Genomic DNA, 21,993 nt, shown 5'->3' on the forward strand with positions numbered 1-21,993 from the left:
TATATGGATGCCAGAAGCAACGATCAAGCCCAAGGTTGCTTTCGCAAGATGTCGATTCAGCCCATCGGCAGAGCCGGCCATTCTTCGACGATACGGCCTTGCGAAAACACCGCAATGGAACCGAACTGCTGCAGGACAAACTCGGACTGCGTGGGACGCAGAAAGAAGAAATCATCCTGCTGCAGCGTCGTATCGTCCGGCAAGGCCATGAACTGCTGGTTCGACGACTGGCCAAGCATCGCTTCTTCCCGTGCTCCTTCGGGAAAGACCGGCTTCGCCATCCACTTGCCGCCATAGATGTAGCAGCCGCGACGTGGAAACCGGCCAAGCGCCTGCAACGCCTTGCCGACCAGCGCCGGTCCAGGCAACCTCGCCTCGACCACCTTCAGCACGGGTGTCGCGATGAAGGCTGCAGGCCTGAATCCGGTCAGCCCGGCAGTATCGAAGTCGCTCGGCAGCACGAATGCCGAACCGATCGACACTTCATTCGCTTGTGTCTTCACGCCGTGCAACAGCGCGGTCTTCGAACCGCCGGTGTTCAGGATCTGGCGCTCGACTTGTGCAAGGCAGGCCACGAAAGCCTGGAATGCGGCGACCGATTGCGCCAACGCCTTCTCCGGCCCGCCGAACAGGTTTGGAATATGTGGTGCATGCGCTTCGTAGCCCATGATGCCTTCGCAACGCAGCAAGGGATGTTGGCGTACCCGCTGCAAGACCCGCGACAGTGCCGCCGGTTCCGCTATGCCACCGCGGTGCAGGCCAATATCGACCTCGAAGGCGATGCGCAGCTCACAGCCCAGCGTTTCCGCCATCACCATATACTGCTCCAGCCTCGCTTCCGTATCGATGAGCCAGCAGACCCGCCGCCACTCATCGTCCTTGCGCGCGAGTACCTGCCGGGCGGCGGCGACCGGCATCGGCTTGCCGAGCAGCAGGTCCGCTGTTGGAAAGGCCTTTAGAACGACCGCGCTGATCGGCAGGTGAAAGGTCATGAACCGCGATGAGCCGAGGGCCGCGGCAATGTGTGAAAGAAGCGGCAGGCAAGCCAGCGACTTGTCGACCAGCCGTAGCGCGAGCTCGGGCGCCAGCTTCCGCTTGCTCAACGCAATATTGCCATCGAGCCGGTCACGATCCAACACCAGGCAAGGCTTGAACAGCCCGGCCTCGCGCAGTGCTGCCGTCATCGTTTGAAAATAGGCGTCCATCACGTCAACCCGAACAGTTCTGCCATGTAGGGCGAAACGAAACGGCCTTGCGGATCGATGTCGCGCCGCACGTCCATTGCGTCCTTCCAGCGCGGATAGATCGCCTCGAAATCCGCGGCCTTCAGGCTGTGCATCTTTCCCCAGTGCGGGCGGCCGCCATATTTGCGGAAAATCGGCTCCGCCGCGTTCATGAAAGGCAACGGATCGTTGGCCGCGTCATGATGAATCGCAATCGAGCAGGTCGGCCGCCTGTAGAACGGGCTCAGCCAGAATTCGTCTGCGGTGACGGAACGGACCTCCATCGGGAAGTAGACCTCTGGAAAGCGCTTTTCGGTCAACGCGATGATTTCCGCCAATGCCTTCGGACCTTCCTCGAAAGGCAGGTGATACTCCATCTCGTTGAAGCGGGTCAGACGGTCGCTGGCGTAGACGTTGAGCCAATCCTGCACGTAATCCTCCGCCGGCAGCCTGGCCATGACGGAACGGATGATCAGTCCGCGCAGCCATGGCGCCCAACGCAGCCCGGTGCGCAACTTGCGCAATGTGGCCAACCCTTCTTCATCCTCTTCCGGTGGCCGTGGGCTTACCGGCTTGTCGGACAGGTCGCTTGCGATGAACTGCGCATGGCCGGAGAAAGGAACATAATAAAACTCGGCCGAGCGGTGTGCGCCCATCATCGGCTCGAATTGCGCCAGCATCTCCTTTATCGGCAGCACCCATTTGCGCCGGCGCAGCCTGTAGGTCGGGATGTTCTTCAACGCGACTTCCGTCAACACGCCGAAGCTTCCGAGCGCCACGCCCGTGGCGTGGATCACGTCGCGATCCCTGGCCAGCGTCAGTTCCCGCACCTCACCGCGCCCGTCGATGAACTGCGTCGCCTCCAGTTGCGTATGATAGGCACCGAGCGTACGGCCCGAACCATGCGTCGCCGTGCCGAGCGCCCCGCCGATGGCCTGCTTGTCGATGTCTCCCATGTTGGGCAGGCCTTGGCCTATCGCCTGCAGGAGGCGCATCAACGGACCGAGTCTGGTGCCGGCGCGAACGCGTGCGACACTGGCGGCGACGTCATACGAGACCAGCCCTTCGAACTTCTCCAGCGACAGCATCGTGCCACCCGTCCTGGCGAGCGGCGTGAACGAATGCCCTGCCCCGACGACGCGCAGAGGTCCCGGCGCCGTCTTCACTGCCTCAATGACACCGTCGAGGCTCTCAGGAGTCACGATCCGTTGCGGCGAACTCCCGACGAAGCCCGACCAGTTCGTCCAGCGCGTGGTGTTGCTCATGGGTTTCCTTGATTCAGGCGGCAGCGCGACGGCGGGACAGAGCGACGAAGAGACCGAGCAGAGCGACGGAGGCGATAACGCTGGCCGCCGCGAATTCCGGCACGGCGCGGAAGTCGCCATCATCGATCAGCATCGAGGCTGCGACCGGCCCGAGTGCCAGCCCGAAAAGTTGTGCCGCCGGCACCAGAAGCGCTGCCGTGCGTGTCTCGTCAGAGGTGATCGCCAGCCGGATCTGATAGGGAACGATGAAGAGCAGGATGAAACCCATCGCCAGCGCGGTTGCCCAGAAGGTAGTCAACGCCGGCCAGCTGGCCAGAACCGTGCATGCAAGCACGGCAACGATACCGACCCCGGCTATGGCAAGCCGATAATCGATGCGTGCCTCGAAAACGGTTGCCGTCATGGCGCCGAGGATTTGCGCGGCAAGGCTGGCAGAAACGATCAGGCCGACCGTGCGGCCGTCGATGCCGTACTGGGCACCGAGCGGTTCCAGGAAAGCCCAGACCGAACCGAAGAACATGAAGTAGCAGAAGATGGAAAGCAGCGCCGTGATGGCACCGGGTGTCAGTACATTTGAAAAATGTTCGTCTTTCGGCAGGTCGGCATAGTCGTCCGCCAAGGCGCGTGCGGCCAGCAGCGACAGCACACAAACCACCGCCAGCGTGACAAAACCACCGCTCGCGCCATAGACCGGGATGACGACAAGGGCGAGCAGCAAAGCCAGGACACACTGCGCCAGGGTCTGCAGCGACACGAAATAGCCGCCGATGCGCTCCGCCCTGCGCGAGCGCGCGATCAGTTCGGTGGCGACCGCCACGAGCCCGCCTTCGGCCAGGCCGGCCACCGCGCGCGCCGCGATCAGCATGTTCGCGCCTGTCGCATAGGCAGTCCACACATTGGCCAGCGCCAGGAGCAGAAGCAGAATGGTGCTCTTCCCGCGCATGTTGCGCGCCGGCAATGCCATTGCGACGATGGCCGAGCCAACACCGATGGTGATCAGTTCCGCCGTTGCCACCAGGGCCAGTTCGTCGCCGCTGACATGGCCCTGCGTGAACAGTGCGCCGAGCAGAACCGGCTGCAAACCCAGGACAAGCAGGCCGACCGATCCGGTCCACAGCGCAGCGGCAAGCTGTCGTGGCGTCGGATTTCCGACCAGCCAGTCCCCGTCTCCAGCATGCGCGGAATTCGTCGAGTCCACAGGCGCCTCCCAACGTCCGTTGCCTCAAGCCAAAAGCTGACAATCAATCAGTATCTTGAAAACTGATACATTATCATCTTTCTTGTCAATGCAGATTTGCCAGCCAGCAAGCGTTGGAGTGTGGACAGCCGGCTCATGAAACAGGTCAAGCGTGCAGCAGGGCCGCAGTTGCGGCGCCGGCCGAAACAGGAGCGGAGCCGGGAGCGCATCGACGCCATCCTCGCCACCGCCAAGCGGCTGATTGGCGAAAAGGGCATAGATGCCGTCACCATGAAGGAGGTCGGCGCGCTTGCCGGTGGCCCGATCGCGACCGTCTATCACTACTTCCCGAACAAATCGGCGATCCTGGCCACACTGTACGAGCGCTTTTCAGAAGTAACGCGCGCGCGACAGCAGGAGATCGCCGCAGGCGTTGAAGACTTGGAGAGCATGATCGCGGCATCGGACAGGATGCTTGATGACTATTTTCAACGCGTCGCTGCAGACCCCGCCATTCAGGATATGCAGAACGCTATCCAGGCGGACAAGGCTCTGCAGAACCTCGATATCGCCGAGACGCACCATCAGGCTGATGTTTTCTGCGACCAGCTTGTGTACCTGCTGAAGCCGGAGCGGCGCGAGGCCTTTCGGCGTCTGGTGTTCCTGTTCTTTCAACTCGCCGGCGGTGTTGTGCGGCTGTCGCTGACGCAAGACGAGGCAGAAGGGAAACGCACGATCGAAGACTACAAGTCGATCATCCACGGCCAGTTGCGCGCATTTTTTGATTAGAGGCACCCCCGCGTCGACTCCGGTACGCGAAGCCTGTTCGTCAGGCCGATGTGCTGTGACTCAAGTCAGTTCCTGGCCACGATGACATGAGCCTGGATCTTGGCGGTGACCTCGCCCTGTCCATGCTTTTCCGCGAGCGCTTTCGCAACGTAGTCGGTTGCAGCGTCCAGCCTGCCGGCCTCCCTGGCCTCGATCTCGGTCCTCAGCACGGTGCCCTTGCAGTAGGCGACAGCCGGTACCATTGGCGAGGATGCGCGGCTCTGTTCGGCTCTCGTATCGATCTCCACGCGGGAGAACCCTGCATTCTCAAGGTCACGGCGGATCAGTTCCCAGTCATGATAGCCGTGCGGCGTGCGCGCCAGGAAGCGCGGCGGATCATCTGGAAAAACCCGCGCAAGAGCATCCGTCACGTCATTGGCGAAGACGTTCTCCTGGATGCGATCCCATACGTTGAACAGGAAATGCCCACCGGGCTTCAGCACCCGTTTCGCTTCACCATAGGCCACTATGCGGTCGGGAAAGAACATCGCCCCAAACTGACAGCACACCAGATCGAACGCCGCATCCTCGAACGGCAACGCCATCGCGTCCGCCTGTCGCCATGTGATGCGGCCGTCGGGCGCTTGCCTGGAGGCGGCATAGTCCAGCATGGGCTGATTGAGGTCCGTCACGACATAGGTTGCGCCGGGAGGCAAGCCCGGTGCCAGCGCCCGGGTGACGACACCTGTGCCGGCAGCGATTTCCAAAACGGCGCTCGGTGAAAGGGACACCGCGCGGCGGGCAATATCCGCCGCGTAAGGCGCGAAAATCAACGGTACCATATAGCGATCGTAGTTTTCCGGTATCGAACCCGCGAAAACCTGGTCCGGCTTGAGCATGGCCATCATCCGCCGTTCATGAACCTATGAGATTAGCACATTTGTTCGTCCTGGATCAGCTGCGGCAGGCATGCTTCCTCCAGGAAGGACCGCGGCTAGGATAAAACGCCGATTTCATGCGGCCAGATGCCGCGCCGCGCCTTGACTCTCCTCCAAGGCAGGATTATCTCACCGGCACGTTAGCACTCACCAACGGCGAGTGCTAACCGAAGGTCCGGCAGGGCCGGACGGAGGAAATTCTTTCTCACCTTTCGCACCGAGGAAATCAAATGGCAAAGTCGAAGTTCCGCCCGCTTCATGACCGCGTGGTCGTTCGCCGGGTTGAATCCGAAGAAAAGACGGCTGGCGGGATCATCATCCCCGACACCGCCAAGGAAAAGCCGCAGGAAGGCGAAGTCATCGCCGTCGGCTCGGGCGCTCGTGACGAGGCCGGCAAGCTGGTCCCGCTGGACGTCAAGGCTGGCGATCGCGTTCTGTTCGGCAAGTGGTCCGGCACCGAAGTGAAGCTCAATGGCGAAGACCTTCTGATCATGAAGGAATCCGACATCATGGGCATTATCGGCTGATCACCGAAGTCATCCGCACCATCCAATCTTGATTTCGGGCGCTTAAGCCCAGGAGTAAAAAATGGCTGCTAAAGAAGTAAAATTCTCCCGTGATGCCCGCGAGCGCATGCTGCGCGGCGTCAACATCCTCGCCGACGCGGTGAAGGTTACCCTCGGCCCGAAGGGCCGCAACGTCGTCATCGACAAGTCGTTCGGCGCACCGCGCATCACCAAGGACGGCGTCACCGTCGCCAAGGAAATCGAACTTGAGGACAAGTTCGAGAACATGGGCGCCCAGATGGTCCGCGAAGTCGCTTCGAAGACCAACGACATCGCCGGCGATGGCACCACGACCGCAACGGTTCTCGCCCAGGCGATCGTGCAGGAAGGCGCCAAGTCGGTGGCCGCCGGCATGAACCCGATGGACTTGAAGCGCGGCATCGACCTCGCCGTCATCGAAGTTGTTGCCGCCCTCGGCAAGGCTGCGAAGAAGATCAAGACCTCCGAGGAAGTTGCTCAGGTCGGCACCATCTCGGCCAACGGCGACGAGTCGGTCGGCAAGATGATCGCTGAGGCGATGCAGAAGGTCGGCAACGAAGGCGTCATCACGGTTGAAGAAGCCAAGACCGCCGAGACCGAGCTGGAAGTCGTCGAAGGCATGCAGTTCGACCGCGGCTACCTGTCGCCGTACTTCATCACCAACCCGGACAAGATGATCGCCGAGCTCGAGGACGCCTACATCCTCCTGCACGAGAAGAAGCTGTCCAACCTGCAGGCCATGCTCCCGGTTCTCGAAGCCGTCGTGCAGACCTCCAAGCCGCTCCTTATCATCTCGGAAGACGTCGAAGGCGAGGCTCTGGCCACGCTGGTCGTCAACAAGCTGCGTGGTGGCCTGAAGATCGCTGCCGTCAAGGCTCCGGGCTTCGGCGACCGCCGTAAGGCCATGCTGGAAGACATCGCTATCCTCACCGGTGGCCAGGTCATCTCGGAAGACCTCGGCATCAAGCTCGAAAGCGTGACGCTCAACATGCTCGGCCGGGCCAAGAAGGTCCGCATCGAGAAGGAGAACACCACGATCGTCGACGGCGCCGGCAAGAAGGCCGAGATCCAGGGCCGCGTTGCCCAGATCAAGCAGCAGATCGAAGAAACCTCTTCGGACTACGACCGTGAGAAGCTCCAGGAGCGTCTTGCCAAGCTGGCTGGCGGCGTTGCCGTCATCCGCGTCGGCGGTGCGACCGAAGTGGAAGTGAAGGAAAAGAAGGACCGCGTTGACGACGCCCTGAACGCCACCCGCGCTGCGGTGGAAGAAGGCATCGTTGCTGGTGGCGGCGTCGCCCTGCTGCGCGCTACCCAGGCCATCAAGTCGGCCGGCATCAATGCCGACCAGGCTGCTGGCATCGCGATCGTCCGTCGCGCCCTTCAGGCTCCGATCCGTCAGATCGCCGCGAATGCAGGCGCTGAAGCTTCGATCGTCGCCGGCAAGGTGCTCGAGAACAAGGGCGCGACCTACGGCTACAACGCCCAGACCGGCGAATACGGCGACATGATCGCCTTCGGTATCGTCGATCCGGTCAAGGTTGTCCGTACCGCTCTGCAGGACGCTGCTTCGGTTGCCGGCCTGCTGGTCACCACCGAGGCCATGATCGCCGAAGCTCCGAAGAAGGATTCTCCGGCTCCGGCTATGCCTGGCGGCATGGGCGGCATGGGCGGCATGGACTTCTAAGTCCAGCCAACCGGCTCAAGCTTGTGAAGGGCGGCAGCAATGCCGCCCTTTTCTTTGTCAAAGTCGTTTTCTGTCGCGGATTTTGGCACTCCCGACATCGGGACAATTTTCACGATCCGCGGGTAAGTCCCGGCAAAGATATGGTTTTTTAACGAAATCCGTCTACGGCTGCCCTTCTCAGGCAATATCCGGGAAAGGGCGGCAGAAATGTCGCCCTTTCTTCTTTCGCGAGGCTGCCAGCACGCACCGAGGATAGCCATGTCGAACACATCCGAAATCACGGTCGAGATTGATACGACACTTGTACGCCGGCTGATCGATAGCCAGTTTCCGCAATGGGCACATCTGCCGATCCGCAAGGTCGAGCCCGGCGGATGGGACAACCGCACCTTCCTTCTGGGCGATGACATGAGCGTGCGGCTGCCGAGTGCCGCTGGCTATGCGGCGCAGGTGACCCGCGAACAGCATTGGCTGCCGAAACTGGCCCCGCATCTGCCCCTGCCGATCCCGGCACCACTTGCCCTGGGCAAGCCGGGCGCGGGTTATCCCTGGCCATGGTCCGTCTATGAATGGCTGGAAGGAGATACCGCAACGAACGGGCGCATCGGCAATCTCGACGAATTCGCCGGCGACCTGGCTGCCTTCCTCGCTGCACTGCACCGGATCGATGCTTCCGACGGGCCGCCAGCCGGGCAGCAGAACTATTTTCGCGGCGGTTCGCTCACCGTCTATGACGACCAGACGCGAGAAGCACTTCGCCTGCTCGAAGGCCGGATCGATACGAAGACGGCGCATGCGATCTGGGAAGAAGCCCTTGCCTCTGAATGGCAGCATGCGGCGGTCTGGGTGCATGGCGATATCGCCTGGGGCAATCTGCTGGTGATGGACGGCAAGCTTTGCGCTGTCATCGACTTCGGCAGTTCGGCGGTCGGCGATCCGGCTTGCGATCTGGCGATTGCCTGGACGCTGTTCGAGACCACCAGCCGCGACGCCTTCCGCACCGCCCTGCCCCTTGATGCCGGCACCTGGGCGCGCGGCCGGGCCTGGACCTTGTGGAAGGCGATGATCACGGTTTCCGGCCAGATCGGCCGCAGCGCCGAGGAAATCCGAACGTCGGAGCGCGTCATCAATGCCGTGCTGGCTGACTATCGGAGCGGCAAATAGAGCGTTCCCGTTTTTCTAAGTTTGTTTTCGCCGCATTTTTTGTAACGCCAAGTGATTCAACTTGGCTACAAAATGCTCTGAGCCGTGAGCGCCGGGAAAATCACGACGGCTGCCACACCAGGATTTCGTTGCTGTATTGAAACCGCAGCGCCGTGCAATTCGGCGACCGCCTTGACCAGGCTCAGGCCGAGACCCGTTCCGGGGGTCGAGCGGCTCTTGTCCAGGCGGTAGAGGCGCCGGAAAACCTTCTCTTTTTCCTCGCCGGGAATTCCCGGACCGTCATCCCGGACCTCGGCGACCAGCCCGTCCCCATGTCTGCTTACCGAAATTTCGATCCGCGTACCTTGCGGCGTATGGCGAATGGCATTCTCGATCAGGTTTGCGAAAAGCTGCGTCAGCAGTTCGCGATCTCCTGTGATCGTGGCTCCGGCTTCGCAACGCGTAACGAGCAGTGTCTTGCCATCATCCGCGGCGACTTCGGCATAGATGTCCGCCACCGATGCCATCACCTCGGCAAGGTCGAGCTGTACGAAACGCGCCTTGCGGGCGCCCGCCTCGATCTGGGCGATACGCAGCAGGGCGTCGAAAGTCTCGTTGATCTGTGTGCTCTCGGCGCGGGCTTCGGCAAGGTCTTCTGAGATGTCCTCGCGCTTGTCAGCCTTGCCGGCAGCACCATCCAGGATCATGTGCAGGCGGTTGAGAGGCGTTTTCAGGTCGTGGGCGATATCACTGCTGACCTGTCGCATGCCTTCGACCAGCGAACCGAGCCGGTCGAGTGCGGCATTGATCTGGATCGAGACGGCATCGATGTCGTCGTCGCGGCCGAGTTGTGGGATGCGTGCCTCAAGCTCGCCTTGCGAGACAGCCACCATCGTATCACCGATCGCGTCCAGCCGGCGCTGGACGCGGGATGCCAGGAATGCGCCGCCGGCAATGGCGAGGCCGGCGACAATCATGGCCGCCCAGACAAAGCTCGCCAGGAGCAGGCTTTCCAGTTCTTCCGTCTCCTTGAAACTCTGCGCGACGGTGAGATTGGTGGAGCCGACCTTGCCGGAATAGGCCCTGTACGGTGACGTCTCGGGGAAACCGGGGGTGCCTTCGGGTACGATGGCGAACCCCTCGGGCAGGTCGATCGCCGAAAGATTGCCGGCCAAGCTTTCGCCTTGCGCCCCCGTCAGCGAGATCAGCTGGTCATTGCCGGAATTGCCCACGGCGTGACTGTTCACAGCGATGATGAGGTCGTCGACGTCGCTCTCGGCGTAGGTCGTCGCGATCATCGAGTAGGCTTGCCGGACAGAGTCGTCGAGGCGCCGATCCAGGTTCGCGCTCATCGTCTGGTAGACGATGCCGCCGGTCAGCAGGAAGGCGAGGATGACAAAGGCCGAAAAGGCCAGCGCCAGCCGGAACGGCGTCGAGCGCAGCAGGCTCTCAATGGGACGCATGGAGGCTGTAGCCGGTGTTCCGGACGGTATGAAGCAGCGGCACCGTAAAGGGGCGGTCGATCTTGGCGCGCAGCCTGCTGATATGGGTTTCGACCACGCTGGTCTTGGGATCGAAATGGAAATCCCAGACCCGCTCCAGGAGCATGGTGCGAGTGATCACCCTGCCCTCGCCCCGCATCAGCACCTCCAGCAACCGGAACTCGCGCGGCTGCAGGTCGATCGGTTGCCCCCGCCGCGCCACATGGCGCCTGACCAGGTCCATCTCGAGATCGGCGACCTTGAGCACCGTCTTCTGCTCCTGCACGGGCGGCCGGCGACCAAGCGCCTGCAGGCGCGCCAGAAGTTCCGAGAAGGCGAAAGGTTTGACCAGATAGTCGTCAGCGCCGGCTTGCAGTCCCTCGACCCGGTCGTCGACACCTCCGACGGAAGTGAGAAAAATGGCCGGGGTCATGACACCGGCGGCCCGCAGTGATTTCACGACGGAAAGCCCATCAAGCCCAGGCGTCATCCGGTCGACGACGAAGACGTCATAGGCTTCGCGCGTCGCCTGGAACAGCGCGTCGCGGCCATCTGCGAGTTGATCGCAGACATGGCCGGCCTCGCTCAGTCCCTTGGCAACGAAGGCCGCCGTCTTCTTGTCGTCCTCCAGCATAAGGATGCGCATGCGGTCGGATCCGGGTTGGAAAGCCTCAGCGGGGTGCGAGCCGGCAAGCAAAACAGCCGTCATCGCACCAGCATCGGCGCGATGATGAGGTGGCAGGGCTTTATGATGAAATGATGGAGCGCTGCCGGCCCAATCATGGCAGAGCAGCCTGTGTCGCCCAAACGAACCGCCAGATCCGCTGTCAACTCTTCCAGCGGCGCGCCAGCGCGTTGGTGAAGACAACGCCACCATCATCGCCGCTCGCCTCGCCCAGCACCACATCCATGCCGTCGTTGGTGACGCGGGCCAGAGCGAAGCCGCCCAAATAGGCCGCTTTCGGTTTGACGATGTCGAGGGCATCCCGCTGGTAGATCATTGGGGTCTCGTGCTGATGGCCGTGGAAGACCGCAACGACGTTGTATCCCTTGAGCACCGCCAACAACGCTTCCCGATCTGCATCATTCCACCAATGCGGCGCGCCGGAACCATCGTCGTCGAAGGTGGATTTCTGCGGATCCCATCGCTCCGTTGAAAAGCTGTCCCAGCCATAATGCTGGAACAGCACCACTGGCCGCCCGCCGGCCGCATTTGCTGCCAGGTTTTGCTTCAGCCAGGGCAGACTGCTTTCGGCACCAAAGGCCGTATCGCCGGCGAAACGGTGCAACTGCACCAGGTGCAGCCCTCCCCAATCCCAGGAATAGCAATCGGAAGCGACATCATAGTCCGCGACCGGCACCGGTGGTTTGAAGAACACCCCGGAGCGATGATTGACCTCGACATAATCGCGCAATTCACGTCGATACCAGTCGATATGCGGCGGTGGACCATTCTGGTCGAGATCGTGATTGCCGAGGCCGACATAGACCGGCACATGCACACGGTCCGGTCCGATCCCTTCCTGGTAGCGCTGGCTGAACTGGAGAAGCTGGGTGCCCTCGCTGGGCTGCGTCACCTGGCCGCCGCCATCGTCGGTCATGTCGCCGCCAACGACGACACCGAGCGGAGTACCGATCGCGCTGCCGGCCGAATGCAGATTGGTGGCGACGCCAGCGATCTCTGCCGGCCACAGCTTGTCACCGATGCCGTTCAGTACGGCGATATGGCGCAGCAGCGCGGCATCGGTCTTGCCTTCCTGCTGGCAATTGGGACTCAATCCGCTTGCCATGCGACAGGCATGGATATCGGCGATGAACAGGAACGTCGCGTCGGCAGGCGCCGACGACCGGCCATGGACCAGGCCGGGCACGAGCCCACCGGCGGCCATGGCCCCCATACCGGCAAGCAAGCGACGCCGTGAAAATGGAAATGTGAGCTGGTTGGCCATGACATCGCCAGTTCAGCACGCCACTCCCGCTCTCGTCCAGTTCCCCAGCCTGCCCTCGGCCGGCCGCCGCCCAGCATAGGCCTGGTTGTGACCGACAGCGATTGTTGCAGCACTGGCTTGGAACACCGCCAAATCGGTGTTCGGACACCCTGACGGCTTCTGCCGTGTCACCAGCAGGTTTGACCGCATCTCCTTCAACCGATTTGGTTTCGGACGCCGCGCATTCTTCGCTTGAAGCGTATTGTGCAACGCGATAGGCCCTTGCCACCGCATCAGATTGGAGTGAGGCCGTGAGCGCTGAAAAGACCAGAACCGAAACCGATACGTTCGGCCCGATCGAAGTGGCCAGCGATCGTTACTGGGGTGCACAGGCGCAGCGCTCGCTCGGCAATTTCAAGATCGGCTGGGAAAAGCAGCCGCTTTCGGTGGTGCGGGCGCTCGGCATCGTCAAGCGCGCGGCAGCAGAAGCCAATATGGAACTGGGACGCCTCGACCCGGCGCTCGGCAAGACCATCATCGAAGCCGCGCAGGAAGTGATCGACGGCAAACTCGACGAGCATTTCCCGCTCGTCGTCTGGCAGACCGGCTCGGGCACGCAGTCCAACATGAACGCCAATGAGGTGATCTCCAACCGGGCAATCGAACTGCTCGGTGGAACGATGGGCTCCAAGAAGCCGGTGCACCCGAACGATCACGTCAACATGAGCCAGTCGTCGAACGACACCTATCCGACGGCCATGCATATCGCCTGCGCAGAACGCATCGTGCACGACCTTCTGCCGGCCCTGAAGCATCTGCATGCCGCGCTGGATTCCAAGGCCAAGGCCTTCGATCACATCGTCAAGATCGGCCGTACCCATACGCAGGACGCCACGCCGCTGACGCTCGGCCAGGAATTCGGCGGCTATGCAGCGCAGATCGCCTCCTCCATCAAGCGCATCGAACTGACCCTGCCGGGCCTGCAGGAACTGGCGCAGGGCGGCACCGCCGTCGGCACCGGCCTCAACGCGCCGATCGGTTTTGCCGAAAAGGTCGCGGCCAACATCGCCAAGATCACCGGCATCGCGTTCACATCGGCTCCGAACAAGTTCGAGGCGCTCGCCGCTCACGATTCCATGGTGTTCTCTCACGGCGCCATCAACGCGACTGCTGCCGCGCTGTTCAAGATCGCCAATGATATCCGCTTCCTCGGCTCCGGCCCGCGCTCGGGCCTCGGTGAATTGTCACTGCCGGAAAATGAACCTGGCTCGTCGATCATGCCGGGCAAGGTCAATCCGACCCAGTGCGAGGCACTGACGCAGGTCTGCGTGCAGGTATTCGGCAACAATGCCGCCCTCACCTTTGCCGGCAGCCAGGGCCATTTCGAGCTCAACGTCTACAACCCGCTGATGGCCTACAATTTCCTGCAATCCGTGCAGTTGCTGTCCGATGCGGCTGTCTCGTTCACCGACAATTGCGTGGTCGGCATCGAAGCCCGCGAAGACAACATCAAGGCGGCGCTCGAACGCTCGCTGATGCTGGTCACCGCGCTCGCGCCAACGATCGGCTACGACAATGCCGCCAAGATCGCCAAGACCGCGCACAAGAACGGCACCACGCTGCGCGAGGAAGCTGTTGGCGGCGGCTATGTCAGCGACGCCGACTTCGATCGCCTGGTGAAGCCGGAGGACATGACGCACCCTGGATAACACCGGGGACGCGGGCCAACCAGTGAACGATGTGTTGCCGGACAGCCGTCTTTAGTGAACGGTGAAAGTGCGTTACCTTGCTGGTGTTGCGTTCCTGGGGGGACGCTTGCCATTGGAGGGTACATTGTCCGTCAACTCATCCGCCACTTCCGGCGTTACCTCAAATGCTTCGGGCGTCATTCTCGTCAGCCGCATTTTCCTGTCCATCCTGTTCATTCTCGCCGGCTACGGCAAACTGACCGCCATCGCCGGCACCGCCGGCTGGTTCGCCAGCCTCGGCCTGCCCGCTCCGACTGCGACCACGGTCCTCATCGGCTTGGTCGAACTGCTTGGCGGCTTGGCCATTCTGGTCGGCTTCAAGACACGCATCGCCGCGATCGTGCTCGCCATCTTCACCTTGGCTGCCACCGCGGTCGCACATCTCGACTTCTCGCAGGAAATCAATCCGCTGATGCTGCAGAAGAACCTCGCCATCACCGGCGGTTTCCTGCTGCTCGCCCTGATTGGCGCCGGCGCTTATTCGATCGACGGCCGCCGCGGCTGATCGATCCGCCAGAGCATTGTGTAGCCAAGTAGGATCACTGGGCTACAGAATGCGGCGAAAACAAAACTTAGAGCGTTTCCATCGCTCTAAGCACAAACGAAAGGGCGTGGATGAACTCCACGCCCTTTTTCTTTATCGGAGCGTTCCGCAACCGATGTAGACTGCGTCAGCGGCATCTCTGGTCGGAGGCACGCCATGCGAGCGAATCTTCTGCTATTTCTGTCCCGGCTTTTGCTGGCGGCTTTGTTTGTCCCTGCCGGCATCCAGACGCTTGGCGACATCGGCGGTGCGACGGATTATTTCATCAGCCTCGGCCTACCCTCGCCACGGCTTGCCGCCTGGAGTGTCGGCCTGTTCGAACTCATTGGCGGAGCAGCCATTCTGGTCGGCTTCCAGACCCGCATCGCGGCGACCTTGCTTGCCGCTTTCTGCCTGTTTGCTGGCTATCTCGGCCATTACGGCCAGGGTGGTGACCCGATGCTTGTTTTCCTGCACACGCAGATGCTGATGAAGGACATCGCCATCGCCGGCGGCTTTCTGGCACTTGCCGCGGCTGGCGCGGGCGCTTGGTCGATCGATTCCCGCTGGCGCTGAGCCCGCCTATTTGGCGCTGATGCTGGGACCGCCATCCACAGCCAGGAAGAGACGGCGATTGGTGATCTTGGCCAGTTGTGCCAAGCGCCCGGCCGGGCGCTCGCCATAGAGGCCGGCGAGATCGGCGGGTATGACCAGCGCAAGCGCACCGTTGGCGCGGCTCTCCCAGCGCAGGCGCGGCATCACGCCCGGCATCGAAGCGGTGAGCAGGTAAACGACGCGCATCATGCCGGCCAGGATACGAGCCCGCTCCAGATAGCGCGGGGTCGCCAGCGCCTTGATCTCCGGAGCGATGCTTTCGTTAAACACGCCGTCATGGCGATAGGCGTTGGCCAGCGCCAGGAATGCGCGGCCGGGATGGTCGACGCCGATGAAGGAAGCGTGGGCGATGATGTTGAGGGACTGGCGGCCGCGATATTCGGGATGCGCGCGCCAGCCGATATCGGCAAGCAGGCAGGCGGCCTTGCGGTAGCGGGCCTCGTCGGCGGTTTCGTCGATGCCGAATGTCTCGAACGACTTGCCGGTCCAGTCGACCAATTCATGCGCGTGGGTGACCGAACGCGAACGCAGCCGGGCCAGTTCCTCGGCTGCCGAGATCAGCGGATCGGCCTTGCGCTCGACCTCGTCGAGCAATGAATAAAGATAGCCCTCGCGCACGCCGATCGCCGAAACCACGATCTTCGACGGCTGCATCGCGCCGAGGATTTCCTGGAGAACGACGGCGCCGTAAGGCAGCAGTGAACGGCGGTTCTTCGACACGCCTTCAATGCCCTTGACCTTTTCAACGTCGCCCTTGGCCACCTGCTTGAGAAAGGTCAGCGCGCTCTCCACGCCGATCTCGTAATGGTGCATGACGCCGAGCGGATAGTTGTTCATCTCCATATGGAGACGCGCCAGGTTTCGCCAGGTGCCACCGACGGCATAGAAGGGCCGGCCCTGACCGCCCTTGAGCAGCTTGGCTTTGGCCAGTTGCGTCTTGGCGATGCGGGTCGCCTGGGCCAGCGAATTCTTGGCCATGTCCTGCAGCCGCAAGCCGCCAAGCGGCAGTGTGATGCCGTCGCCGATCACTTCGCCGTTGATGTCGATAAGTTCCAGGCTGCCGCCACCAAGGTCGCCCGCAATGCCGTTGGCCGGGTGGAAGCCGGAAATGACGCCGAGTGCAGAATAATAGGCTTCCTGTCGGCCGCTCAACACATGGATTTCAGTGCCAAGGACCCGTTCGGCGCGCTGGATGAAGTCCGGGCCGTTGCCGGCCTCGCGCGCGGCGGCGGTCGCCAGCACATACATGCGCTCCGCGCCGGCCTGTTCCGACAGCGCACGGAAGCGGCGAAACTCCTCCATCGAGCGGGTGACGGCCTCTGGGTCTAGCTTGCCCGTGGAAACGATGCCGCGACCAAGGCCGGCCAGCATCTTTTCGTTGAACAGCACCGTCGGCGAACGCGCCAGCCCTTCGTAAACGACGAGGCGGATCGAGTTTGAGCCGATATCGATGATCGACAGCGGGCGGCGGTCCTGCAGCCGCCCCTGGGATGCGGCCATCATCAGCCGGCCATGTCCTTCTTGCGGCGCTTGAATTGCGCGATGCGCTTGGGCGCATGCGATTTCAAGGCGTCGCCCCGTCCCGACAGGCTCGGATTGGTCATGAAATATTCCTGCGCGTTGAACGGTTCCTCGCCCTCATCGGGCACAAGGCGTCGGGAGGTACCATCGGCCAATACTTCGAAACTTTGCTGGTTGTCCATGATGTTGCCCAGCATGATCTGGCCAAGGATCTGTTCATGCACAGTTGGATTGGTGATCGGCACCATGCATTCAACACGGCGGTCGAGGTTGCGTGGCATCAGGTCCGCCGACGATATGTAGACGACGGCATCGTCGGAGGGTAGCCCGTGTCCGTTGCCGAAACAGTAGATGCGGCTGTGCTCCAGGAAGCGGCCGATGATCGACTTGACGCGGATGTTCTCGGAAAGGCCAGGAACCTGGGGCCGCAGGCAGCAGATGCCGCGCACGACGAGGTCAATTTCGACCCCGGCGCGACTGGCATCGTAGAGCGCGTCGATGATGGTCGGGTCGACCAGCGAGTTCATCTTCATCCAGATGCGCGCCGGCTTGCCGTTGTGCGCATGTTCGATCTCTTCCTTGATATGGTCGAGGATGCGGCTGCGCAGTGTGTAGGGAGACAACGCCAGGCGCATCTCGCCGGTCGGTTCGGCGTAGCCGGTGATGAAGTTGAAGATCTGCGCCACGTCGCGCGCAATGTGTGCGTCGGTCGTGAAGAAGGACAGATCGGTGTAGATGCGCGCAGTGATCGGGTGATAGTTGCCGGTGCCGAGATGCACGTAGTTGCGCAGCCGTCCGTCTTCGCGCCGAACCACCAGCGACATCTTGGCATGTGTCTTCAATTCCAGGAACCCGAACACGACCTGCACGCCGGCGCGCTCGAGGTCGCGCGCCCAGCGAATGTTAGCCTCTTCGTCGAAACGCGCCTTCAGCTCGACCAGCGCGGTGACTGACTTGCCGGCCTCGGCCGCATCCGCCAGCGCCCGCACGATCGGGCTGTCATTCGAGGTGCGATAAAGCGTCTGCTTGATGGCGACGACTTCCGGATCGGCTGCCGCCTGGCGCAGGAACTGCACCACGACGTCGAAGGATTCGTATGGATGATGGACGACGATGTCCTTCTCGCGGATCGCCGCGAAACAGTCGCCGCCGTGCTCGCGGATACGTTCCGGAAAGCGTGGATTGTAGGGCACGAACTTCAGGTCGTCGCGTGCGACCGAGACGATCTCGGAAATCTGGCTGAGAGCCAGCGGTCCGGTCAAAACACTGATGCGGCTCGACGAAACGCCGAGCTCACCGGCGACGAATTCGCGCAATTCCCCAGGCATCGAATTGTCGAACTCGATGCGGATCACCGAACCGCGGCGGCGGCGTTTCAGCGCCGTCTCAAACAGCCGCACCAGATCTTCGGACTCTTCCTCGACCTCGATATCGCTGTCGCGAATGATCCGGAACGTGCCGGAGCCGGTGACCTCATAGCCCGGGAAAAGCTTGCCGATGTAGAGGCCGACCACCGCCTCCAGCGGAATGAAACGCACATGTCCCTTGCGATCCGGCAGGCGGATGTAGCGCTTCAGGGCCTGCGGCAGGCGTAGCAGCGCGCTCATCGTCTCGCCGTTCTTGCGATGCCGTAGCTGCAACGCGATCGAAAACCCGAGGTTGGGGATGAACGGGAACGGGTGCGCCGGGTCGATCGACAGCGGCGTCAGCACCGGGAAGACCTGTTCCTGGAAATGCTCTTCCAGCCAAACCCGCTCTTCCTTGGTCAGCCCGTCGCCGGCGACCGTCTCGATGCCTTCCTTGTTGAGCAGCGTCATCAGCGCCGACAGGCTCTTCTGCTGATCTTCCTGCAGGCGCTCCACTTCGCGCAGCAACTGCTCGAGCTGTTGTTCCGGCGTGCGCCCGTCCGGACTTTTCAGCACGATGCCTTCGCGCACCTGTCCGGCAAGGCCGGCGACGCGCACCATGAAGAACTCGTCCAGATTGGCGGCGGAGATCGACAGGAAGCGGACGCGTTCGAGCGGCGGATGGTTCGCATTGAGCGATTCCTCCAGCACACGACGGTTGAATTGCAGCCAGGAAAACTCGCGATTGACGAAGCGATCGGGGTTACCGCCGTCGACGCTTGCCGTTTCGACATTGATGAAATCAGCCTGGACCGGCTTGAGCTCGTTCATGTCCGCCTTTCTCTCCAGCGAGTCACACCGGTTAACCGGCTCAATTTATCCTGTGACAGGGTTTTGCGACAGTTTCATTTCATCGAACTTGCAAAGAACACAGATATGCTTCAAACGCATGTCGTACGCGCTGAAGGAGACGATGATGGCCGGCGGTTCCATTCCCCATTTCCAGAACGATGCGGGTCACCCGGCAATCGAGATCGGCGTGCGTGAATTCATGTGCGTCGGCGCCAACCCGCCCTTCGATCACCCGCATGTCTTCCTTGACCTCGGCAGTGACGACGAGAAGGTCTGCCCTTACTGCTCGACTCTTTATCGCTATTCGGCGAAGCTGAAGGCGACCGAAACGGTTCCGGCCGGCTGCCTCTACCTCGATCGCGCCGCCTGATCTTTCCAATTACCACACCATGACGACGGATGCGCGGTCCCGACCAGTCGTGATCGCCGGCGGCGGTATCGCCGGCCTGACCGCTGCCCTTGCCTTTGCCCGGCGCGGCTTCGCGGTTGAGGTCTGCGAGCAGGCACCTCGCCTCGAAACTATCGGCGCCGGCATCCAGCTTTCCCCGAACGCGACGCGCATCCTGGGGAGCCTCGGCGTGCTGGAGCCACTGTTGCCCGTGGCCGTGAAGCCCGACGCCGTCGTGCTCAAGGATGCGGCCAGTTTGAAAGAACGCGCACGCGTGCCGCTCGGCGCCTTTGCCGAACGACGCTGGTTCGCACCTTATCTCACGGCCCACCGTGCCGACGTACAGGCGGCCCTGGTCGCGAAAGTAGCCGAGACGCCGAACATCCGGCTGACCACAGGCGCGACACTCAAGGATATCGGCATTTTCCCCGAGGGCGTCATCGGCACCTTCGAACATGACGGTACGCAAGCGCAGCCTCCTTGCTCGCTTCTGGTCGGTGCAGATGGCGTCTGGTCAATGGTCAGGCAACTGCCCGGCCTTGCCGGCAGGAGCCGCTTCACCGGCGAACTTGCCTGGCGCGTCACCATTGCCGCGGACAGCCCGGCGGGCGAAGTCTTTGCCTCCATCGGTGCCGCAGGCTGCGTCACCGCCTTCCTGCATTCCGGCTTTCATCTCATTGCCTATCCGGTCAGCGCGGGTGCAGCGATCAACCTCGTGGCCTTCACCAAAGGCGAGCGTATCGCCGAAGGCTGGTCCGGCCATGCCGATCCGGCAATTCTGAACGATGCACTCAAGGGGGCCGCCCCTGCCCTCGTAAGGCTGGTCGCGGAGGCCAGTCGTTGGTTGGCCTGGCCGCTGCATGCCGTCGACCAGAGACCGTCATGGACGTTGCCGCAAGGCGTTGCCCTGATTGGCGATGCGGCACACGCCATGACGCCGTTTGCCGCGCAGGGCGCCGGCATGGCGATCGAGGATGCCGCCACGCTTGCGGCTTGCATCGCGGAATCCCCGGCCGGCATCGCTCAGGCGCTGACGAACTGGCAGCAACAGCGCAAGCCGCGGGTGGCCAAGGTGGCGCGACGCGGCGCGTTCAATCACCTTGCCTGGCATGCCGCAGGACCGATCGCCGTGGCGCGCAATCTGGTGCTGGCTTTGCGTCCGCCGCACCGCCTTGCCGCGGATCTCGACTGGCTTTACGGCTGGCAGATGCCAGATGCAGCTGCCAAGCGCAAAACCTGACGGCGACCCGTTTACTGCTGGTTGTGGAGTTGCATCGAAAGGTTCAGCGACCACGGCAACGGGTTCCACCAGCCCGTCTTGAGCCCGGCCACCCGCAGGGCCTTGGCTGTCCAGGTATTGCAGCCGACAAGTGCATTGAACACACCTTCCGCTTCGTAGAACCCGTCGCTGCTGGAGTAACCGGCACCCGGAATGAATTTCGGCCGGTCCGCCTGTCGCGAGAAGCTTGCGGCTATGAAGTCCAGCAACGCGATGAACCGCGTTTCGCTGATGTCATAGCCAGCCACGGCCGGATGGGTCTCGGGGATGGCACCGGCGATATCGACATGCATTGCAGCTGCGTCGACTGTCAGCGCCTTGAACACCGGCCCGGCCTTCAATTGCGACCAGGTCGGCGTTTCAAGATAGAAAGCCCGGCCACCCCACCCGAAGATGAGATAGCGCACGCCCTCCCCATTTGCCGGAATGCCGTCTTCGGCGAGGAAGCGGAAACGTTCAAGGACCGCGGCATCGAGCGGAACGGCGATGTCGGTGTGGATGGGATTGCTGATGACATAGATGCGGCGTGTGGCCGGGCCTTCATCCGCATCCGTAGACCACAGCGGCCTTGGCACAACCGTACCCAGGACGGCAATGCCGGCGACCAGAGCCAAAACACGCAGAACCAGGCGAAGGGCTCTTCTCATCTTGATGTCCCGCAGAAACCACCAGCCATGGGGAAGCCGTTTACCGCCTCAAGCAAAAGGCCCCGTCTTGCGACGGGGCCTTTTTCGAAAATTGCAGCCAGCGCGATCAGTGCAGGATCTGGCTGAGGAAAAGCTTGGTGCGCTCGTGGCGCGGATGATCGAAGAACTCCACCGGGGTGTTCTCTTCCACGATCTGGCCTTGATCCATGAAGATGACGCGGTTGGCGACTTTGCGGGCGAAGCCCATCTCGTGCGTCACGCACAGCATCGTCATGCCTTCTTCGGCAAGACCCACCATCGTCTCCAGAACTTCCTTGATCATTTCCGGATCGAGTGCCGAGGTCGGCTCATCGAACAGCATGATGCGCGGGTTCATGCACAGCGAGCGAGCGATCGCCACACGCTGCTGCTGGCCGCCCGACAGCTGGCCCGGATATTTGTGGGCCTGCTCCGGAATCTTGACGCGCTTGAGGAAGTGCATGGCGGTCTCCTCCGCCTGCTTCTTCGGGATCTTGCGCACCCAGATCGGCGCCAGCGTGCAGTTCTCAAGGATGGTCAGGTGCGGGAACAGGTTGAAGTGCTGGAACACCATGCCGACCTCGCGGCGCACTTCGTCGATCTTCTTCAGATCGTTGGTCAGTTCCTTGCCGTCGACGATGATCTTGCCCTTCTGGTGTTCTTCCAGACGGTTGATGCAGCGGATCATGGTCGATTTGCCGGAGCCGGAAGGACCACAGATGACGATGCGCTCGCCACGCATCACCTTCAGATTGATGTCCTTCAGCACATGGAACTCGCCGTACCACTTGTGCATGCCGACGATTTCGATCGCCACATCGGTATCCGAAATATGCATCTTCTTGGTGTTGACGCTCAGATCTTCCGCGCTGACTGCATTCTCTATGGCCATAAGCCGATTTCC

The 21,993-nt window shown here is 62.0% G+C and carries 21 protein-coding genes; 9 read left to right on the forward strand and 12 right to left on the reverse strand.

The features are described 5' to 3' along the window. Positions 1-56 precede the first annotated feature (56 nt). Genes AC3WTO_RS09170 through AC3WTO_RS09180 form a run of 3 tightly spaced genes read right to left on the reverse strand, consistent with a single transcriptional unit; the run spans position 57 to position 3,686 of the window. A complete protein-coding gene (locus AC3WTO_RS09170) occupies positions 57-1,205 on the reverse strand; it encodes an alanine racemase (protein ID WP_492460395.1) in 1,149 nt (382 codons plus the stop codon). Continuing rightward, positions 1,205-2,488, reverse strand: a complete 1,284-nt coding sequence (locus AC3WTO_RS09175) for a D-arabinono-1,4-lactone oxidase (protein WP_492460396.1) — start codon at positions 2,486-2,488, stop codon at positions 1,205-1,207. Before AC3WTO_RS09175 ends, AC3WTO_RS09170 begins: the two co-directional genes overlap by 1 nt. A 13-nt stretch (positions 2,489-2,501) precedes the next feature. Next, complete coding sequence (locus AC3WTO_RS09180) at positions 2,502-3,686, reverse strand: MFS transporter (protein ID WP_492460397.1); 1,185 nt, start codon at positions 3,684-3,686, stop codon at positions 2,502-2,504. 96 nt (positions 3,687-3,782) lie between these two features. Here AC3WTO_RS09180 and AC3WTO_RS09185 point away from each other — a divergent pair, with 96 nt between their 5' ends. Continuing rightward, positions 3,783-4,454 carry a TetR/AcrR family transcriptional regulator gene (locus AC3WTO_RS09185; RefSeq protein WP_492460398.1) on the forward strand — a complete coding sequence of 224 codons (672 nt, stop codon included), beginning with the start codon at positions 3,783-3,785 and terminating at the stop codon, positions 4,452-4,454. Between the two features lie 65 nt (positions 4,455-4,519). Here the strand turns inward: AC3WTO_RS09185 and AC3WTO_RS09190 are convergent, their stop codons facing one another. Continuing rightward, positions 4,520-5,332 (reverse strand): class I SAM-dependent methyltransferase, encoded by an 813-nt coding sequence (locus AC3WTO_RS09190; protein ID WP_492460399.1) that lies wholly within the window; start codon positions 5,330-5,332, stop codon positions 4,520-4,522. Between the two features lie 269 nt (positions 5,333-5,601). Here AC3WTO_RS09190 and groES point away from each other — a divergent pair, with 269 nt between their 5' ends. Both groES and groL read left to right on the forward strand, forming a co-directional pair. Continuing rightward, complete coding sequence (gene groES, locus AC3WTO_RS09195) at positions 5,602-5,898, forward strand: co-chaperone GroES (RefSeq protein ID WP_019173599.1); 297 nt, start codon at positions 5,602-5,604, stop codon at positions 5,896-5,898. 61 nt (positions 5,899-5,959) lie between these two features. Next, positions 5,960-7,600 (forward strand): chaperonin GroEL, encoded by a 1,641-nt coding sequence (gene groL / locus AC3WTO_RS09200; RefSeq protein WP_492460400.1) that lies wholly within the window; start codon positions 5,960-5,962, stop codon positions 7,598-7,600. Here groL and AC3WTO_RS09205 read toward each other — a convergent pair. Continuing rightward, positions 7,597-7,860, reverse strand: a complete 264-nt coding sequence (locus AC3WTO_RS09205) for a hypothetical protein (protein ID WP_492460401.1) — start codon at positions 7,858-7,860, stop codon at positions 7,597-7,599. The two genes, groL and AC3WTO_RS09205, sit on opposite strands and share 4 nt — an antisense overlap. Between AC3WTO_RS09205 and AC3WTO_RS09210 the strand changes: the two genes are divergently transcribed. After that, positions 7,859-8,764 carry an aminoglycoside phosphotransferase family protein gene (locus AC3WTO_RS09210; RefSeq protein ID WP_492460402.1) on the forward strand — a complete coding sequence of 302 codons (906 nt, stop codon included), beginning with the start codon at positions 7,859-7,861 and terminating at the stop codon, positions 8,762-8,764. The genes AC3WTO_RS09205 and AC3WTO_RS09210 overlap by 2 nt on opposite strands. Positions 8,765-8,829: 65 nt before the next feature. On the opposite strand, the gene AC3WTO_RS09215 is transcribed toward AC3WTO_RS09210, so the two are convergent. From AC3WTO_RS09215 to AC3WTO_RS09225, 3 genes are all read right to left on the reverse strand, one after another. Further along, on the reverse strand, positions 8,830-10,206 hold the full coding sequence (locus AC3WTO_RS09215; protein ID WP_492460403.1) for a HAMP domain-containing sensor histidine kinase: 1,377 nt from the start codon (positions 10,204-10,206) through the stop codon (positions 8,830-8,832). Continuing rightward, positions 10,193-10,870, reverse strand: a complete 678-nt coding sequence (locus tag AC3WTO_RS09220; RefSeq protein ID WP_492460404.1) for a winged helix-turn-helix domain-containing protein — start codon at positions 10,868-10,870, stop codon at positions 10,193-10,195. Before AC3WTO_RS09220 ends, AC3WTO_RS09215 begins: the two co-directional genes overlap by 14 nt. A gap of 181 nt (positions 10,871-11,051) precedes the next feature. After that, complete coding sequence (locus tag AC3WTO_RS09225; protein ID WP_492460405.1) at positions 11,052-12,173, reverse strand: metallophosphoesterase; 1,122 nt, start codon at positions 12,171-12,173, stop codon at positions 11,052-11,054. A 290-nt stretch (positions 12,174-12,463) separates the two neighbouring features. Here AC3WTO_RS09225 and fumC point away from each other — a divergent pair, with 290 nt between their 5' ends. The 3 genes from fumC (at position 12,464) to AC3WTO_RS09240 (ending at position 14,999) form a co-directional block, all read left to right on the forward strand. Next, entirely contained in the window at positions 12,464-13,861 is a 1,398-nt protein-coding gene (gene fumC / locus AC3WTO_RS09230) for a class II fumarate hydratase (RefSeq protein ID WP_492460406.1), read from the forward strand. 124 nt (positions 13,862-13,985) lie between these two features. Then, positions 13,986-14,405, forward strand: coding sequence for a DoxX family protein (locus AC3WTO_RS09235; RefSeq protein ID WP_492460408.1), 420 nt, complete (start codon positions 13,986-13,988; stop codon positions 14,403-14,405). 195 nt (positions 14,406-14,600) lie between these two features. Further along, positions 14,601-14,999 carry a DoxX family protein gene (locus AC3WTO_RS09240; RefSeq protein WP_492460409.1) on the forward strand — a complete coding sequence of 133 codons (399 nt, stop codon included), beginning with the start codon at positions 14,601-14,603 and terminating at the stop codon, positions 14,997-14,999. 6 nt (positions 15,000-15,005) lie between these two features. Here AC3WTO_RS09240 and ppx read toward each other — a convergent pair whose 3' ends face one another. Together ppx and AC3WTO_RS09250 are read right to left on the reverse strand one after the other, a co-directional pair. Further along, complete coding sequence (gene ppx / locus AC3WTO_RS09245; protein ID WP_492460410.1) at positions 15,006-16,541, reverse strand: exopolyphosphatase; 1,536 nt, start codon at positions 16,539-16,541, stop codon at positions 15,006-15,008. Further along, positions 16,541-18,736, reverse strand: a complete 2,196-nt coding sequence (locus tag AC3WTO_RS09250; protein ID WP_492460411.1) for an RNA degradosome polyphosphate kinase — start codon at positions 18,734-18,736, stop codon at positions 16,541-16,543. Before AC3WTO_RS09250 ends, ppx begins: the two co-directional genes overlap by 1 nt. A gap of 145 nt (positions 18,737-18,881) precedes the next feature. Here AC3WTO_RS09250 and AC3WTO_RS09255 point away from each other — a divergent pair, with 145 nt between their 5' ends. After that, complete coding sequence (locus AC3WTO_RS09255) at positions 18,882-19,127, forward strand: zinc-finger domain-containing protein (RefSeq protein ID WP_492460412.1); 246 nt, start codon at positions 18,882-18,884, stop codon at positions 19,125-19,127. 19 nt (positions 19,128-19,146) lie between these two features. Continuing rightward, positions 19,147-20,385 carry an FAD-dependent monooxygenase gene (locus AC3WTO_RS09260; protein WP_492460413.1) on the forward strand — a complete coding sequence of 413 codons (1,239 nt, stop codon included), beginning with the start codon at positions 19,147-19,149 and terminating at the stop codon, positions 20,383-20,385. An 11-nt stretch (positions 20,386-20,396) separates the two neighbouring features. On the opposite strand, the gene AC3WTO_RS09265 is transcribed toward AC3WTO_RS09260, so the two are convergent. Next, on the reverse strand, positions 20,397-21,071 hold the full coding sequence (locus AC3WTO_RS09265; protein ID WP_492460414.1) for a TIGR02117 family protein: 675 nt from the start codon (positions 21,069-21,071) through the stop codon (positions 20,397-20,399). 106 nt (positions 21,072-21,177) lie between these two features. After that, positions 21,178-21,981, reverse strand: a complete 804-nt coding sequence (locus AC3WTO_RS09270; RefSeq protein ID WP_492460415.1) for an amino acid ABC transporter ATP-binding protein — start codon at positions 21,979-21,981, stop codon at positions 21,178-21,180. Positions 21,982-21,993 lie beyond the last annotated feature (12 nt).

This window comes from Mesorhizobium sp. EU05-FHT14A09 (assembly GCF_058790995.1).